Origin of the sequence: Streptococcus timonensis (genome assembly GCF_047460355.1) — a bacterium.
GTDB classification, from domain to species: Bacteria; Bacillota; Bacilli; order Lactobacillales; family Streptococcaceae; genus Streptococcus; species Streptococcus timonensis_A.
Genome location: NZ_JASHGL010000003.1, coordinates 259,264 through 276,338 on the forward strand (window position 1 = coordinate 259,264; position 17,075 = coordinate 276,338).

A 17,075-nucleotide genomic window follows, 5' to 3' on the forward strand; every position below is an offset into this window, starting at 1 on the left:
TAGGAATCATCGTTAGTCTTGTAGGAACAAAAAGATAGATTAGCTAGCTAAAACTTGTTGAACTATTTTGAACTAGCAAAAACCCTAAGTTGCAAAGCAACTTAGGGTTTTCCTTTTCTCTGATTGCGGCGATAGCCGTTAAGTTTTTTATTTTCCCAATAGCTATTAAAGATTTTTTCTTTATTTTCGCGATCAATCTCTAAAAAGTAAGCATAGAGTAGATCTGTTATCAGTAGCATTGGAAATTGAGCAGAGATTCGTTGGATATAGGAAGCTTGGTTCTGACTCGCAACCAAAACAGTTTCTGTGAAAACTGGAGTTTCCTTATTCATCGCGCTAGTGAAGAGGACTGTTTTGGCTCCCATATCTTTGGCATCTAGTAGGCTGTCTATAACAGAAGTAGTTGTTCCTGAAAGAGAAAAACCAAGGACCAAACAATTTTTATCTAGGATGCTAGTTGTCCAAGCAAAGCCATCTGGATCCGTCAAGGCTTCACAGACCACACCGAGTCTCATAAATCGAAATTTCATTTCTCGAGCAACTAAGCCAGAACTTCCAGTTCCAAAGAAATAGACACGTTCTGAATCTTCAATCATTTGAGCCACGCGTTCTAATTGTTCCTGATCAATAAGTTCTTGTGAGGTTTCTCGAAGATTAGTGTAGCTTCTCAAAACTCGTTGTGTTAATGGACTGATATCCTCTTGAGGAAGGCTTAAGGTGTTTTTTTGATGTTGATACTTGAAGATAAATTCTCGATAACCTGTAAAGCCACATTTTTTAGCAAAGCGTGTCAGAGCGGCCTGAGAAATATGTAGTTTTCGGGTGACTTGCTGAGAAGACAAGTCGTCATGAATAGTATCTACCTGCAAGAAATAGCGGGCAATGACTTGCTCTAACTCAGTCATTTCTTCAAAGTGAAGATCTATAATTGTAGAGATATCTTGCATGTTTATAAGACTCCTTTGTTGATTATAATACAAAAGATAAAATTCTAAAAAATAGAAAAATAAAAGATTAGCTTTTTCTATTATACCACATCTATTGACCATTAGGCGCCTATTTAACTAAAATCAAAAGTCTTTCCTTTTTCCATAATTTTCTCTATAAATTATGGTACAATGAAGAGTGTAATTTTGATTAGAAATGAGACTGATGTGTATGAGGAAATTTAATAGCCATTCGATTCCGATTCGGCTTAATTTACTGTTTGCGATAGTTATTTTACTCTTTATGACCATTATTGGGCGCTTACTCTATATGCAAGTTTTGCATAAGGACTTCTATGAAAATAAACTAGCGTCTGCCAGCCAAACCCGTGTAACGACGGGTTCTGTTCGTGGGGAGATCTATGATGCAACAGGAAAACCCTTGGCGGAAAATACTGTTAAGCAAGTGGTAGCTTTTACAAGAAGCAACAAGATGACTGCAACAGATTTGAAGGATATTTCAAAAAAACTATTAAGCTATGTGACAGTCACTTCACCTCAGTTAACGGAACGCCAAATAGCTGATTATTACTTGGCCGATCCAGCTGTCTATAGAAAGACAGTAGAAGCTCTTCCGAAAGAAAAGCGCTTAGACACAGATGGCAATCAACTATCTGAATCTAAACTCTATAACAATGCCGCCGAAAGCATTGACTCTAATCAGATAGAGTATACGGAGGAAGAAAAGAAGGTGATTTACATCTTTAGCCAACTCAATGCTGTAGGAAATTTTGCTACTGGGAATATTCAAACAGATCCCTTAAGTGACACACAGGTGGCCATCATTGCTTCAGCTTCCAAGGAATTACCTGGTATTAGCATTTCAACTTCGTGGGATCGAAAAATAATAGAAACATCTTTATCTTCCATTATCGGAAGTGTTTCGAGCGAAAAATCAGGTCTTCCAGCTGAAGAAGTCGATACTTATCTTAAAAAAGGCTATTCCCTCAATGACCGTGTTGGAACATCCTATCTAGAAAAACAATACGAAGAGGTCCTTCAAGGAAAGCGCACGGTTAAGGAAATCCATATTGACAAACATGGAGACATAGAGAGTGTCAAAAATATCGAAGAAGGTAGCAAGGGGAAAAATATCAAACTAACCATCGACCTAAGCTTCCAAGATGGAGTGGATAACCTTCTCAAAAGTTATTTTAATTCGGAACTAGATAATGGCGGAGCTAAATATTCAGAAGGTGTCTATGCAGTAGCCCTCAATCCTAAGACAGGTGCTGTATTAGCCATGTCAGGAATGAAGCACAATGTAGAGACTGGAGAACTGACCACGGACTCACTTGGTACAGTAACCAATGTCTTCGTACCAGGATCTGTCGTTAAGGCAGCTACCATCAGTTCAGGCTGGGAAAATGGGGTCTTGTCAGGAAATCAAACCTTGACAGATCAACCAATCGTCTTCCAAGGTTCTGCCCCTATCAATTCCTGGTATACTCCTTATTACGGTTCTTTCCCGATTACAGCCGTTGAAGCCTTGGAGTATTCATCCAATGCTTACATGGTCCAAACTGCTCTTGGAATCATGGGGCAAACTTATCAGCCGAATATGACAGTGGGAACCAACAATCTTGAATCTGCTATGGGTAAACTTCGTGCTACCTTTGGAGAGTATGGACTAGGAGTTTCTACTGAGATTGACTTGCCAGATGAATCGACAGGATTTATCCCCCAAAAATTTGACTTGGCTAATTATTTAACTAATGCTTTTGGCCAGTTTGATAACTACACACCGATGCAATTAGCCCAGTACGTTGCAACTATTGCTAACAATGGTGTTCGTCTAGCTCCACATATTGTCGAGGGAATATACGACAACAATGATAAGGGTGGCCTTGGGGAATTAATCCAAGCAATAAATACCAAGGAAATCAACAAGGTCAATATTTCTGAATCAGATATGGCAATCTTGCACCAAGGATTTTACCAAGTATCGCATGGAACTAGTCCCCTAACGACAGGACGGGCGTTTTCAGATGGTGCCACTGTTTCTATCAGTGGTAAAACCGGTACAGCTGAAAGCTATGTAGCTGGTGGTCAAAAAGAAGCTAATAATACCAATGCCGTGGCCTATGCTCCAACAGAAAATCCTCAAATTGCAGTTGCAGTAGTCTTTCCTCATAATACCAATTTAACCAAAAATGTTGGGCCAGCAATTGCTCGCGACATTATCAATCTATACAACCAACACCATCCAATGAATTAGAAAGGAAGCCATGCTTTATCCAACACCTATTGCTAAGTTGATTGACAGTTATTCTAAACTTCCGGGTATTGGGATCAAGACAGCAACCCGTCTAGCCTTTTATACTATTGGAATGCCGGATGATGACGTCAACGAATTTGCTAAAAATCTCCTTTCAGCTAAAAGAGAGTTGACCTATTGTTCTATCTGTGGACGTTTAACCGATGAAGATCCCTGTTCTATCTGCACAGATCCAAGTCGGGACCAAACAACTATCCTCGTCCTAGAGGATAGTCGAGATGTAGCTGCTATGGAAAATATTCAGGAATACCATGGGTTATACCATGTATTGCATGGGTTGATTTCACCCATGAATGGAATTAGTCCGGATGATATCAACCTTAAGAGTCTTATGACTCGTCTTATGGCCAGTGAGGTTTCAGAGGTCATCGTAGCTACCAATGCAACAGCTGATGGCGAAGCGACCTCCATGTATCTCTCTCGCTTGCTCAAACCTGCAGGTATCAAGGTTACTCGTCTAGCACGAGGACTAGCAGTGGGAGCAGACATCGAGTACGCAGACGAAGTTACCCTCTTAAGAGCTATTGAGAATAGGACAGAATTGTAATTACTCCCTCAAGATTGAAGAAAATTTTAAAAGTAAGGCTAGTTTGCATTAGCTTGTGGACTATAAATTATAGAAAAGGGACTGGGAAAGCTGATATTTCAGTCTCTTTTTTGTGATACAAGTTTCAAATCCATTGTAAATATGATATACTAAAGAGCAAGTATTCTACTAGAAATAGGACAATCATATGAAAGAAACAATTATTTTATTATATGGTGGACGTAGCGCGGAACGTGAAGTATCTGTACTGTCAGCTGAGAGTGTCATGCGTGCAGTTAACTATGACCGTTTCACAGTCAAAACCTTCTTTATCAGCCAGTCTGGTGACTTTATAAAAACTCAAGAATTTAGCCAAAAACCAGGTCAAGATGACCGTCTCATGACCAATGCGACCATTGACTGGGACAAGAAGATTAGTCCAAGTGCCATCTACGAAGAAGGAGCAGTCGTCTTTCCAGTTCTTCATGGCCCGATGGGAGAGGACGGCTCTGTTCAAGGTTTCCTAGAAGTCTTGAAAATGCCTTATGTGGGATGCAATATCTTGTCATCTAGTTTAGCTATGGATAAGATTACTACTAAACGTGTCTTGGAGTCTGCTGGCATCGACCAAGTGCCTTATGTAGCCATTGTTGAAGGCGATGACTTGGATGCTAAGGTTGTAGAAGTTGAAGAAAAATTAAGGTATCCAGTCTTTACCAAACCATCAAATATGGGTTCTAGTGTTGGGATTTCTAAGTCTGAAAACCAAGAAGAACTCCGCCAAGCTTTGAAGCTTGCCTTCAAGTACGATAGTCGTGTATTGGTAGAGCAAGGTGTCAATGCTCGTGAGATTGAGGTTGGGCTTTTGGGCAACTATGATGTTAAGAGTACCCTTCCCGGTGAAGTTGTCAAAGACGTAGCCTTCTATGACTATGATGCCAAATATATCGACAACAAGATTACCATGGAAATTCCAGCTAAGATTAGTGATGAAGTGGTAGCAGTGATGCGCCGAAACGCTGAGACTGCCTTTCGTGCCATCGGTGGACTCGGTCTATCTCGTTGTGACTTCTTCTATACAGATAAGGGCGAGATTTTCCTAAATGAGCTCAACACCATGCCAGGTTTTACGAAATGGTCTATGTACCCACTCCTTTGGGACAATATGGGAATTGCTTATCCAGAACTAATTGAGCGTTTGGTTGAACTGGCCAAGGAAAGTTTCGGCAAGCGTGAAGCACACCTATTGTAAAGACGGACATAAGGGGGAGGGCTTATTGCCCCTTTTTAAAGGAGTAAACATGAAACTTACGATTCACGAAGTTGCGCGCATTGTTGGTGCTAAGAATGACGTGTCAGACTATCCAGATAGTCCTCTGAATAAGGCAGAATTTGATAGCCGTTTGATAGCTGAGGGCGACTTATTTGTTCCGCTCAAGGGAGCGCGTGATGGTCATGACTTTATCGAGACTGCTTTTGAAAACGGTGCTGCTGTAACCTTGTCAGAGAAGGAAGTAGAAGGACGTCCCTATATTCTAGTAGATGATGTCTTAACTGCTTTTCAAACTCTAGCAGCTAGCTATCTTCAAAAAACAGGAGTAGATGTCTTAGCTGTTACAGGTTCGAACGGTAAGACAACGACTAAGGATATGCTGGCGCATTTACTTGCTACGACTTTTAAAACATATAAAACGCAAGGGAATTATAATAATGAGATTGGACTGCCTTATACAGTTCTCCATATGCCGGATGACACTGAGAAATTGGTCTTGGAGATGGGGCAGGATCACTTGGGAGATATTCATCTCTTGTCTGAACTGGCTCATCCGAAAACAGGTATTGTGACTCTGGTCGGAGAGGCACATTTGGCTTTCTTCAAGGATCGTTCAGAGATTGCCAAAGGAAAAATGCAAATTGCAGATGGTATGGAGAAAGGTAGCTTGCTCTTGGCGCCATCTGATCCAATTGTAGAGGATTATCTACCTGCTGACCAAAAAGTAGTTCGTTTTGGTCCGGGTGCAGAACTCGAAATTACAGACTTAATTGAGCGCAAGGATAGCTTGAGTTTTAAGGCTAATTTCTTGGAGAAATCCCTTGATTTACCAGTAACAGGTAAGTACAATGCGACTAATGCTATGATTGCTTCTTATGTTGCCCTGCAAGAAGGAGTGACTGAGGAGCAGATTGCTCAAGCCTTCCAGGATCTAGAATTGACCCGCAATCGTACCGAGTGGAAAAAGGCTGCCAATGGAGCAGACATCTTATCAGATGTTTACAATGCCAATCCAACTGCTATGAAGTTGATTTTAGAAACTTTCTCTGCTATCCCAGCTAATGAAGGTGGCAAGAAAATTGCAGTTCTGGCGGACATGAAAGAACTTGGAGACCAGTCTGTTCAACTCCACAATCAAATGATTTTGAGCATTACACCCGATGCCCTTGATACCGTTATTTTCTACGGTGAAGACATTGCTGAATTGGCTCAATTAGCCAGTCAAATGTTCCCCATCGGCCATGTTTACTACTTCAAGAAAACAGCTGAGGAAGACCAATTTGAAGCCATGGTTAAGCAGGTCAAGGAAAGTCTTGGTGCAAATGACCAAATTCTACTTAAAGGTTCCAACTCTATGAATCTAGCCAAGCTAGTAGAAAGTTTAGAAAATGAGCGCAACTGATTTTGCCAAGGCTATACAGAGAATGTTGGCCATCACTGATACTGGTTTGACCTATACAAAGGACACTTTTGACCGTGAACGTTATGAGGATTTACGTCAGATTTTATCGAACGTATTGCAGGAGACTACGGATCTTAATCAAGAGGAATTGACTGCGATCTTAAAACCAACAGCTAGCTATGCAACTCCCTTGATGGATGTAAGGGCTTGGATTATTCAAGACCAGAAGATTTGTTTGGTTAGAGGACAAGGAGAGGATACTTGGGCATTACCTGGTGGTTTTGGTGAAGTAGGCTATTCCCCTAAGGAAAATATTCGAAAAGAAGTTCAGGAAGAAACAGGCTTTTTTGCAGAAGTAGGCTCTTTATTGGCTATTTTTGATACCAATCGCTTTCAAATGCAGAGTAAGCAGTATGCCAAGTTTGTATTTGATTGTCGACTATTGGATGGGGACTTTCAAGAAAATCAAGAAGTTGCTGAATTAGGATTTTTCGACATTTCGGCTCTCCCTCCCTTATCTGAAAAAAGAATAACTAAGGAACAAATGGATATTCTATGGCAGGTTTATCAGGGTGAGCGGAAACAATATGTTGATTAGAAGCTTTGTTTTATCTTAAGGCCACTAGCTTCTTTGGAACACAAAAATATTAGAAATAAATGTAAGCTATGATCTATAGAGATAAGTAAGAGAATGGCTTATATGAAAATGAGGAAAATTATATGAATGTTTGGGATGCTTTATTTACCACCCAGGCTACGGAGCCACCCCAATTTGGATTTGCTTGGTACGCAAGCACATTTGCCTTATTGGCTTTGACAATTTATCTTGCTTACCGCTATCGTGATAATAAGGTTTGTCAACGATTTTTCCAGATAATACAGGCAATACAGTTAATCGCGCTTTACAGCTGGTATTGGATCAACCAGTTCCCGCTGTCAGAAAGCTTGCCTTTTTATCATTGCCGATTAGCCATGTTTGTAGTTCTACTACTACCAGGTGTTTCAAAAACCAAACAGTATTTTGCTTTGCTTGGAACCTTTGGGACGATTGCAGCCTTTGTTTATCCAATCCCAGACGCTTACTCTTTCCCACACATCGTTATTTTGTCCTTTATTTTCGGACATCTAGCCCTTCTTGGAAATTCCTTGATTTATCTTTTAAACAACTACGATGCTCGTCTGTTGGATTTCAAAGGTATTCTTATACTGACCTCTTTACTCAATGGTTTGATTTTTATAGTCAATTTAGTGACGGGTGGAGATTACGGTTTTATGACAAAACCACCATTGGTGGGAGACCATGGTCTTGTGGTTAATTATATTATTGTCACTCTATTTTTGGCTTGTGCTATTTTCCTCTTCTCTAAAGGTTTTCAAGTCATCACTCAGGAGAAGGCAGAAAGAAGATTGAAAATCTGGCAGAAATAAAAAATATTTTCCCAACCGCTTGACTTTTATCTGAGAATTTTGATACAATAGTAGGCGGTATTGTTTACCCCATTTGTAAGGCCCCGGAACCTTTCAAATACCCCGCGGACCGGAACATCCGCCCTGTAAACAAAAACGATATTCATATAGGAGAAATCATGAACAAAACTACATTCATGGCTAAACCAGGCCAAGTAGAACGCAAATGGTACGTTGTTGACGCAACTGATGTACCTCTTGGACGCCTTTCAGCAGTTGTTGCTAGCGTACTTCGCGGAAAAAACAAACCAACATTTACACCACACACTGATACAGGTGACTTCGTAATCGTTATCAATGCTGAAAAAGTTAAATTGACTGGTAAAAAAGCAACTGATAAGATCTACTACACTCACTCAAACCACCCAGGTGGATTGAAACAAATCTCTGCTGGTGAACTTCGTTCTAAAAATGCAGTACGTTTGATCGAGAAATCAGTTAAAGGTATGCTTCCACACAATACTCTTGGCCGCGCTCAAGGTATGAAATTGAAAGTATTCGTTGGATCTGAGCACACTCACGCTGCACAACAACCAGAAGTTCTTGATATTTCAGGACTTATCTAAGGAAAGGAACAATAAAGTATGTCACAAGCACAATATGCAGGTACTGGACGTCGTAAAAACGCTGTTGCACGCGTTCGCCTTGTTCCAGGAACTGGTAAAATCACTGTTAACAAAAAAGATGTTGAAGAGTACATCCCACACGCTGACCTTCGTTTGGTCATCAACCAACCATTCGCAGTTACTTCAACTGTAGGTTCATACGACGTTTTCGTTAACGTTGTAGGTGGTGGTTACGCTGGTCAAGCAGGAGCTATCCGTCACGGTATCGCTCGTGCCCTTCTTCAAGTAGACCCAGACTTCCGCGATTCATTGAAACGCGCAGGACTTCTTACACGTGACTCACGTAAAGTTGAACGTAAGAAACCAGGCTTGAAAAAAGCTCGTAAAGCATCACAATTTAGTAAACGTTAAAACTTATTTAAACTTATTGAAAGTATTTCGTATCAAAAATACGGGATGCTTTTTCTGTTCACCCCAAATTTTTGTAACTAGGTGATACTTGAAATTAATACAAATTTGGTTGTTTTTGATAAATCTAAGCAACACTAAATGATGAAGTGAAAGGGGATGAATCTTTGATAGTATTCACTTATTGTGAAATATGATATATTTATTAATTAGATGGATGAATACTTCTAGAGTTAAATATAGCATAACATAATAGGACAGACTTTTTGGTTTATTTTTGTTTGTAGTCGGATTATGAAAGAATATCCAATATTATGCGATAGGATAGAATGTTACAAAAAAGAAAGGGGATGCAATCCGATGAAGAAAGACAGATTAATTGTATTGACAGATGCTGTTCTAGCAATTATTATGACCATCTTGATTTTAGAGTTAGAAAAACCAACAACACCAAGTCTTGAAGCTTTTTGGGATTTACGGCAAAATTTCTTTGCTTGTTTTCTTTCCTTTTTCTGGTTGGGATCGTTATGGATGGCACTAAACACATTATGGGAAAAGGTTGAGAAAATTTCCTCAGAAATTATTTGGTGGAATTTGTTTCTACTCTTGGAGCGGCAGGAGTTCTCTTTGGAGAATTTCATGCCATCCAAGATACCAGTCTGAATGATGTGGTGGACCGGATCTATATAAATGTCAAGGATTTACCGTTTCAGTCCTTGGGAGCTTTAGCTAATATCCTGTCTGATGTTAAGAAGGGACTGATTCAAGACAGTCATATCTGGTCTTTCTTCCAGTCATTTTTCAAACAATATCAGTTGATAATCAGCTTAAATCAGATCTATCAGTTTGTCTATCTTTCTCTGATGGAGATCATGTCCTATCTTCACTTTGATTATTGGAAAAAACGGCTCGGTCAGGAGCTAGTATGAATAAGGAGAACAAATGAGACGTTTAAAAATGTTATGGCATATTATACAGGTTACGGGTTTTACTCGGTTTGCTCTGAGTTTTGTGACCTTTGTTTTTGGGTCAGGAGGCGTGCTTTTCCTAGTTGAACCTGCTATCACAAATTACGGAGACGGTCTTTGGTATGCTTTTGTGACTTCGACGACTGTCGGCTACGGGGATCTCCTAGCTGTGACCTTGATTGGAAGGATTACCAGTGTCTTCTTGACGATTTATGGGCTCATATTTTTTGGCTGTTTATCAGCTGTTATTATTAATTATTATACCGATTTAAATAAGGAAAGAGGAGAGGACAAATGACTGCCAATTATTCAACACGGGAATACCGTGAGAAATTATACGATGACCTTCATGTTCGATTGAGAGATACAGCGATTTTGATGTGTGCAATTTTTATTGCCTCTATCGGTCTAAATATGAATTCAACAGCTGTTATTATTGGAGCCATGTTAATTTCACCTCTCATGACACCGATTGTTGGACTGGGATTCGGTTTAGCTATTTTTGATACGCGTTTAATCAAGCAATCTCTAGAGGTTTTATTGACTCAAGTGTTGGTCAGTTTGCTTGTCTCGACTCTGTATTTCTGGATTTCTCCCTTGTCTTATGCAAGTAGCGAGTTGATCGCACGAACCTCTCCAACCATTTGGGATGTTCTCATTGCTATTGCTGGTGGGATTGCTGGTGTGATCGGTTCAAGGAAAAAAGAAGCAAACAATATCGTGCCAGGAGTAGCCATTGCTACAGCTTTGATGCCGCCTATCTGTACTGCTGGCTATGGTTTAGCTAATGGGAATGTACGATTTTTATTGGGGGCTCTCTATCTTTTCTTGATTAACTGTGTCTTTATCATGCTAACCAACATTGTTGGAACAAGAATTTTGATGAGAAAATCTCCTTTAAGTTCATTTAAAGAGCTAAACATTAAAATGAAAATTGGCTTGATATCCTTGATTGTATTATTGGTTCTTCCAGCCAGTTATTCAGCAGTCACTCTGACGATAGATCAAGCGCGAAAAGAAGGGATCAAACAGTTTGTAGGAAAAGAGTTCGCCAATCATACGGTCATTAATCAAGTCTACAAGTCAAGTAATAATGAATTGGTCTTGACGGTTGTTGGAGATCCGATTTCAGAAGAAGAATTAGAAACCATTCGCCAAAAGCAGGACTCTTACGGTATTCAATCTGTTCAATTGAAAGTCAAGCAATTCCATAATTCGACAAAATTAGACAGTGAGGCGACCAAGGAATTTTACGAAACCATTAACAAGTATATCGATCAGAAACTCTCTGAAAAAGATTCACAAAAAGACCTCGTAAAAGAAAATGAGGCAGACAAGGATTGAAGACGATGAACTGAATAGGTTTTTATGCCGTGTTTTTCTTGTTTGTTTTTCTTTCTTACTTATAACGAAATAAAATTGATGAATACGAGATTTTTCTTTAGATGAAAGAAAGTACATAGAAGTAAGGGGCAGTATAAATGAGTAAAGTATTTTACTGAAAATTCAATTTATAAAAAAACAACCAGAAAGAAAATATTAATTTTGCGGTCTTTCTTTCTGGTTGTTTTCTGATAACGGAGGTTTGCTCAAATGCTATAAGAAATAAATTAGGAGGTCTATCATCTAAAAAAATGTATGTAACAAAAAATAATTTAACTAATGGTGTGAACTTTTTAGTATTTATCAGCTCAATTCGTGTATTTTTAGGATAAAGTTCACACTATTTAAATGAAATATATTCAAATTAGATGAAATTGTTCTTTCTGAAAACGTGGGTAAACATTGATTTTAAGCCCATCTTGAAACTTATTCAAATAGAAATGTTTCCAACCAGGCTTGAAAAAAGCCCGTAAAGCGTCACAATTTAGTAAACGTTAAAACTTATTTATACTTATTGAAAGCATTTCGTCTAATACGAGATGCTTTTTTCTGGTTTAATTTTACAAATTGGGAAAATTAAAAAGTACAAATTAATGAAGTGATTATTGATAAAAATAGTTAATAATTGGTTAAACAAAATATATAACTCGTTTATAAATTTATAGAAATGAATCATTATAAATCTCCTCTTAAATATTGAAAAAACCATTGGCAGTGGACATACTTTAAGACTATATATTTCTGAAACTAGTTTCACAATACAAATATTGACATGCAATTATTAATTGGTGGATTTTAAGTTGACATCTACAAAGTTTAATGTTAGAATACATTCAAAAATATATTTGAATGAGGTGTTTTATGATTCAAAATATTGTTACTTCAATAATCCTGTATTCTGGGACAGCCGTAGACTTACTTATTATCCTAATGTTATTTTTTGCCAAAAGAAAAAGCAGAAAAGACATCATTAACATCTATTTAGGACAATTTCTAGGCTCTGTTAGTCTAATATTGCTAAGTTTACTTTTTGCATTTGTCTTAAATTATATTCCTAGTAAAGAGATTTTAGGTTTGCTCGGTTTGATTCCAATTTTCCTAGGACTCAAAGTTTTGCTTTTAGGAGATTCTGATGGAGAAGCTATTGCAAAAGATGGTTTGCGCAAAGATAATAAAAATCTGATTTTTCTAGTTGCTATGATTACTTTTGCAAGTTGTGGTGCTGACAATATTGGTGTTTTTGTCCCATATTTTATTACCTTAAATTTAGCGAATTTGATAGTGGCTTTACTTACCTTTCTAGTCATGATTTATCTCTTGGTTTTTTCTGCCCAAAAATTGGCACAAGTCCCTTCTGTTGGAGAAACTTTGGAGAAATATAGCAGATGGTTTATTGCCGTTGTTTATTTAGGATTGGGGATGTATATCCTGATTGAAAACAACGTTTTTGACATGCTAAGGACTGTGTTCGGCTAGGAGAAAAAATTATGAAAAAAGATAGTATCTGCCAAGTGAATATTATAAATCAACAAAATGTTACAACCGCAACGAACTACCTTGAAAAGGAAAAAGTCCAAAAATCACTTCGTATTTTATCAAAGTTTACCGATAATAAACAGATAAATATCATCTTTTATCTTCTTGCTGTTGAAGAACTCTGTGTCTGTGATATAGCCTGTTTATTAAATCTCAGTATGGCATCTGCCTCCCACCATCTTCGTAAACTAGCCAATCAAAACATCTTGGACACTAGAAGAGAGGGGAAAATTATATATTATTTTATAAAGGATGAGGAAATCAGAGACTTTTTTAATCAACTAGGATAACAACTATTTTACTACTTTACCATGATTATATATAGGACTTATCTATGAAATTTTTTGATGAAAATTACTCACAAGAAATACCTACTCGTATCAAATGTTTAAGAAAAAAGTATAATTTAAAGCAAAGCGACCTAGGTAATGCAGGTCAAGTTAGCCAAGTTGAAAAGGAAGGAATTTGAAAGAATTTGAATCTTTTATTTTTTGTTTCATTTATGCCCTATGCTACTGGAATAGTTAGTAGTCATTTCATGAATCATTCGGCACAGCTCTTTTATGGACTGATCGTTATTGTTTCAACGGTAGCAAACTGGTTTTTACATAAAGTAATTGATAAACCCAATATAGATCAGAAAGAATTACTTGAAGCTACCGCACAATATAGAAAGTTATTGATACCTGACCTAATAATTAAAGGAGTGGGATTGATTCTATCCTTAATTGTCTATCCTCCGATTATGATGTATAGTGTTTTAATTGCGGCATTTTACATCATAACTTAAAAAACACTATCTGAAAAAAGAGTGAATAACTAAAAAATGGTGATCAAAGTTAGGTGTATTATTTTAATGCTCACAGACCTAAACTATTCCCCTATTTATAATCTATTGATTCATATTTTATGAAATTAATCAGTAGATATCGTTCTGAAAAGCCTTGATAATACGCTGTTTTTAGTCCAACTGAAACCCATACTTTCCAAACCAGGTCTTAAGAAAGCTCGTAAAGCATCACAATTCTCAAAACGTTAATCAATACGATACTATCAACGTTTCAAAGCACTCAAAAGTTTACCTTATGGGTGCTTTTTTCGTGTTTTTTTGAAAAGTTCACCTCAAAGTTTACCTTATTCTCACCTTATTGTTTTAGAGACTTTAAAGCAAATTCACCTACTGTCATAGGAACTACATTAGAAGTATTTACATAAATCTGTGTTGTTCCTGTGTCACTGTGTGTTAGAGCCTCAGAAATAGCTTCTAAGCTCATTCCTGCTTGTTTAGCAAGCGTTGCTCCTGTATGTCGCAGTTTATGAGGTGTAGCATGTGCCAGCTCTTTATGTCGCTTTCTGATGCTTTTCATTTTATTGTTTAGATAGTCAGCATGTAAAGGCTTGTTGATGTTTCCTCTTGTGTCTATATATGTAAAAACAAATTGTTCTGGATTACTGATGATGCCAAACTTTGCTAGTTCATATCTTTGTTGTTCTTTCCAAGAGGTAAGAAGTTGAAGTAAGTCATTAGTAATAGAGAAAATAGTTTTCTTATTTCCCTTAGTAGATTTTACTTGTCCATATCTATCTAAAGCTTGAATTAGCTGAATCTGTGATTTTGAAAAGTCGATATGTTTCCATTGAAGAGCATATGTTTCAGATTTTCTATCACCTAAGAAAAAAGTGAGATAAAATAGGACATAATCTTTAAGGGTTATTTTATCATTCTCTAAATCCTCTTTAAAGGCTGAGAACCATTCTTGGAGTTGTTCATGAGTTAGATATAAATCTTCCTCTCTCTTTGACTCTGCAAGTTGAATCTTTTTAGTTGCCTTTATTCTTCTTAATATTTTTGCAACTTTATTAGCTTCGATATATTCAAGTTCTTCTGCCCAATCAAAAATGGAAATCACATAGCTACGTAAAGATTTGAAGTTCGCATATTCATTAGCCTTAGATGTCATTAGATTTAGGATAACTTGCTTATTTTGATTTAGAAACTGTATCGTATAGTTGCCAAGAAGTGGTAGTATATGTTTTTCAAAACATGTTTTGGTATTAGCAACTGTTGACCTGCTTGGTGGCTTAGAAGTGGATGTAGTTTGTCCTGCTTTATAAGAGTCCCACCAGATATTGTTATAGAAGTCTGAGAAAAGGATATCTCCTTTTGCCAGTCCTGTAAACTCATTATCTTCTATTTGATTTAACTTGGTAAGCAAGTCTATCTCAGCCTGTCTTGCCTCCTTTCTAGTTTTAAATCGCTTATCGTAATAATTGCTATTAACAATACCAAGTGGCATTCGTGCTTCAATTGGAATATAGACTTTTAAGCGATAAGTTCCGTTTTTTGTCTTACTGATAGTCATGATATTCTCCTTGTGTATCGAACCAGAAAATATCATGACTATTATAAAACAAAAATATAGATATTTCTAGTTTTGTGAGTAAAGCCAAGAATTAATGGCTTCTTTATTAAATCGTATAGTCTTGCCTATTTTTATGGCAGGCAGTCCTCGTTTAATCCAACTATCTAGAGTATTGTTTGAGATACCCAAGTAGTGGCAAGCCTGTTGTTTGTTTAAAAACGGACTTTCAAGGTTACTATTGTTCAATCTATTTTCAATTTCTTTCTTGATAAGTTCAGCAAGTAGGAGCTGAATTTGTTGAACTTGTTCGTCTGGTAGAATTACTTGCATTTGTTCCTCCAATATATGGTATAATAGAGGTATCAAGAGATACCCTATTTACTTTTCTTGATTATCTGCAACCTCGTCCTCGCTCGCCAAAGTTTCGGATGAGGTTTTTATTTTGTCATATGCCCATATGTCCCATTGATTGTTGAGGCCAACTTTTGAAACTAACATGGATAGAAGCTCTTCTTTGCTTTTCATTTCGTTCCCAGGTGTGAAATCATAAGACAAGTAAACATCATATCCAATCTCTGGTATTCTTCTCTTATAGTTCATAGTTCTTACAGGATGAGATTCGTAAAAAATTGGCTTCTCATTCGTACCCTTTAACGTTGCAAGGTGTTCAATTCTCCTAACGTATTGAGATAAATCTTCATACGCATTTCCTTTGGTATAGTAGAAGAAAGCTAAAGGATGTTTAGAACTTGTAATAATAATGACTTTTGCAGCACCTATTTTATTTTGATAACGTGCAGATACTGGGCTAATATTATATGGATCCAAAACTTTTAACCAGTCCGAAGCAGTTAAGCTATCTCCTCGAACATCATCAAGTAGTAGGACTTCTTCTCCGTTTACTTCATCAAACATGTTAGTGCCTGCGGTTGTGATTGATTGCCATTTTTTGTTGTTTAATTTTGCCATCTGAATGATATCTTTAGTTAATTCTTTTGCGAACCTTGACTTTCCAAGTCCAGAATTACCATAGATGAATAAGATAGTCTTTTTGAACTCTCCGTTTTCCAGTTCATCTTTTGTTCTGGCACCTTTAATTTCTCCAACAGTTTTAAACGCATCGTTTATTCTAGTTTTATGTACTATATATGGCGTGTGATATTTCTTATCGAGAAGTATGTCATTTTTAGTGATATTCTCGTTCAAAATATTATCGATTAGGAAATCAATGTCTTCAAAACTTTTCTGTACCTCTTTTTTAGCTTTTCCTTTAAGCCAACTTTCTTTCCTTTGATGATAGATTTCTAAGTACTGTTTTCCTAACAAGGTGAATACCTCGTCAGGAGGATATTGATACTTATCTTTATCTTTTGCATGAATTAAGTATGCTAACAAGTTATCGTAGCCATATCTTCCAGACTTTGATTTTTCGAGATATTCTTCTGCTAATCCGATTTTTTCAGCTAAAGTAGATAGTGTTGCACCTTTACCTTTATCAAACTTGAGTAAAGCATGAATGTGTGATTTGGCAAGTTCGGTAGTTGTTTCTTGAAGTTCATTGTTAAATACTACAGATGTGTCTTTGTCATGCTTAATTGCATATGCTTCAGAAACTGATGCCACTTCACTAACTCTTCTGACTATTTCTTCAAGAATTTTTTCGACATTTTCGGACTTAATAAGCTCTTCATCCCAACCATTTTTCCAATAAGTCGTATCAAAGTATTGTGTAATTGCCACAGAAGTTAAAAGTGCTTCTTTTTTCATTTTTTTATTTGTCATGAATAATAAGTCTTTCTATTTTAATTATTCTTTTAAATATTTTAGTGTTAGACTATTGACAAGCCCAGTCTAACACGTGCGTAGAATAATTAAAAATTAAATTGTAGTAACTCTTGGGGCTTCGCCCCAAACCCCAG

Annotated in this window: 20 protein-coding genes; 16 read left to right on the forward strand and 4 right to left on the reverse strand. The window is 37.1% G+C overall.

The window, feature by feature from the left end:
* Nucleotides 1–101: 101 nt before the first annotated feature.
* Nucleotides 102–953 (reverse strand): MurR/RpiR family transcriptional regulator, encoded by an 852-nt coding sequence (locus QM941_RS06455; protein WP_414339899.1) that lies wholly within the window; start codon nt 951–953, stop codon nt 102–104.
* A gap of 205 nt (nt 954–1,158) precedes the next feature.
* On the opposite strand from QM941_RS06455, the gene pbp2b reads away from it, so the two are divergent.
* The 16 genes from pbp2b (at nt 1,159) to QM941_RS06535 (ending at nt 13,583) form a co-directional block, all read left to right on the forward strand.
* Entirely contained in the window at nt 1,159–3,204 is a 2,046-nt protein-coding gene (pbp2b, locus tag QM941_RS06460) for a penicillin-binding protein PBP2B (RefSeq protein ID WP_414339812.1), read from the forward strand.
* A 10-nt stretch (nt 3,205–3,214) separates the two neighbouring features.
* Complete coding sequence (gene recR / locus QM941_RS06465; protein WP_070888870.1) at nt 3,215–3,811, forward strand: recombination mediator RecR; 597 nt, start codon at nt 3,215–3,217, stop codon at nt 3,809–3,811.
* A 187-nt stretch (nt 3,812–3,998) separates the two neighbouring features.
* Nucleotides 3,999–5,042, forward strand: a complete 1,044-nt coding sequence (locus QM941_RS06470) for a D-alanine--D-alanine ligase (RefSeq protein ID WP_414339814.1) — start codon at nt 3,999–4,001, stop codon at nt 5,040–5,042.
* A gap of 49 nt (nt 5,043–5,091) precedes the next feature.
* Complete coding sequence (locus tag QM941_RS06475; protein ID WP_414339816.1) at nt 5,092–6,465, forward strand: UDP-N-acetylmuramoyl-tripeptide--D-alanyl-D-alanine ligase; 1,374 nt, start codon at nt 5,092–5,094, stop codon at nt 6,463–6,465.
* A complete protein-coding gene (locus tag QM941_RS06480; protein WP_414339818.1) occupies nt 6,452–7,063 on the forward strand; it encodes an NUDIX hydrolase in 612 nt (203 codons plus the stop codon). Before QM941_RS06475 ends, QM941_RS06480 begins: the two co-directional genes overlap by 14 nt.
* Before the next feature lie 122 nt (nt 7,064–7,185).
* Entirely contained in the window at nt 7,186–7,893 is a 708-nt protein-coding gene (locus QM941_RS06485; RefSeq protein WP_414339820.1) for a TIGR02206 family membrane protein, read from the forward strand.
* 158 nt (nt 7,894–8,051) lie between these two features.
* Nucleotides 8,052–8,498, forward strand: coding sequence for a 50S ribosomal protein L13 (gene rplM / locus QM941_RS06490; RefSeq protein ID WP_088783520.1), 447 nt, complete (start codon nt 8,052–8,054; stop codon nt 8,496–8,498).
* Between the two features lie 18 nt (nt 8,499–8,516).
* Nucleotides 8,517–8,909 carry a 30S ribosomal protein S9 gene (gene rpsI / locus QM941_RS06495; RefSeq protein WP_000075969.1) on the forward strand — a complete coding sequence of 131 codons (393 nt, stop codon included), beginning with the start codon at nt 8,517–8,519 and terminating at the stop codon, nt 8,907–8,909.
* Nucleotides 8,910–9,266: 357 nt separating this feature from the next.
* Nucleotides 9,267–9,569: a TMEM175 family protein gene (locus tag QM941_RS06500; RefSeq protein WP_004240734.1), complete on the forward strand. Its 303-nt coding sequence runs from the start codon at nt 9,267–9,269 to the stop codon at nt 9,567–9,569.
* Nucleotides 9,494–9,835: a hypothetical protein gene (locus tag QM941_RS06505; protein WP_000397556.1), complete on the forward strand. Its 342-nt coding sequence runs from the start codon at nt 9,494–9,496 to the stop codon at nt 9,833–9,835. Before QM941_RS06500 ends, QM941_RS06505 begins: the two co-directional genes overlap by 76 nt.
* Nucleotides 9,836–9,848: 13 nt before the next feature.
* Nucleotides 9,849–10,172 (forward strand): potassium channel family protein, encoded by a 324-nt coding sequence (locus tag QM941_RS06510; protein ID WP_001253404.1) that lies wholly within the window; start codon nt 9,849–9,851, stop codon nt 10,170–10,172.
* The gene (locus tag QM941_RS06515; RefSeq protein ID WP_414339822.1) at nt 10,169–11,218 is read left to right on the forward strand and encodes a DUF389 domain-containing protein; all 1,050 of its coding nucleotides are present in this window, start codon (nt 10,169–10,171) and stop codon (nt 11,216–11,218) included. The genes QM941_RS06510 and QM941_RS06515 overlap by 4 nt, the downstream gene beginning before the upstream one ends.
* A gap of 900 nt (nt 11,219–12,118) precedes the next feature.
* A complete protein-coding gene (locus QM941_RS06520) occupies nt 12,119–12,733 on the forward strand; it encodes a CadD family cadmium resistance transporter (RefSeq protein ID WP_414339824.1) in 615 nt (204 codons plus the stop codon).
* Between the two features lie 11 nt (nt 12,734–12,744).
* Nucleotides 12,745–13,083, forward strand: coding sequence for a Cd(II)/Zn(II)-sensing metalloregulatory transcriptional regulator CadX (gene cadX / locus QM941_RS06525; RefSeq protein ID WP_000711085.1), 339 nt, complete (start codon nt 12,745–12,747; stop codon nt 13,081–13,083).
* 44 nt (nt 13,084–13,127) lie between these two features.
* On the forward strand, nt 13,128–13,262 hold the full coding sequence (locus tag QM941_RS06530) for a hypothetical protein (protein ID WP_303407549.1): 135 nt from the start codon (nt 13,128–13,130) through the stop codon (nt 13,260–13,262).
* A gap of 69 nt (nt 13,263–13,331) precedes the next feature.
* Nucleotides 13,332–13,583: a hypothetical protein gene (locus QM941_RS06535; RefSeq protein WP_303407551.1), complete on the forward strand. Its 252-nt coding sequence runs from the start codon at nt 13,332–13,334 to the stop codon at nt 13,581–13,583.
* Nucleotides 13,584–13,938: 355 nt separating this feature from the next.
* Here QM941_RS06535 and xerC read toward each other — a convergent pair whose 3' ends face one another.
* The 3 genes from xerC to QM941_RS06550 all read right to left on the reverse strand — a co-directional run bounded on the left by xerC (nt 13,939) and on the right by QM941_RS06550 (nt 16,938).
* Nucleotides 13,939–15,156 (reverse strand): site-specific integrase, encoded by a 1,218-nt coding sequence (xerC, locus tag QM941_RS06540; protein ID WP_414339827.1) that lies wholly within the window; start codon nt 15,154–15,156, stop codon nt 13,939–13,941.
* A gap of 66 nt (nt 15,157–15,222) precedes the next feature.
* Entirely contained in the window at nt 15,223–15,486 is a 264-nt protein-coding gene (locus QM941_RS06545; RefSeq protein ID WP_020900056.1) for a helix-turn-helix domain-containing protein, read from the reverse strand.
* A gap of 48 nt (nt 15,487–15,534) precedes the next feature.
* Entirely contained in the window at nt 15,535–16,938 is a 1,404-nt protein-coding gene (locus QM941_RS06550) for a Rep family protein (protein WP_414339830.1), read from the reverse strand.
* Nucleotides 16,939–17,075: the final 137 nt, after the last annotated feature.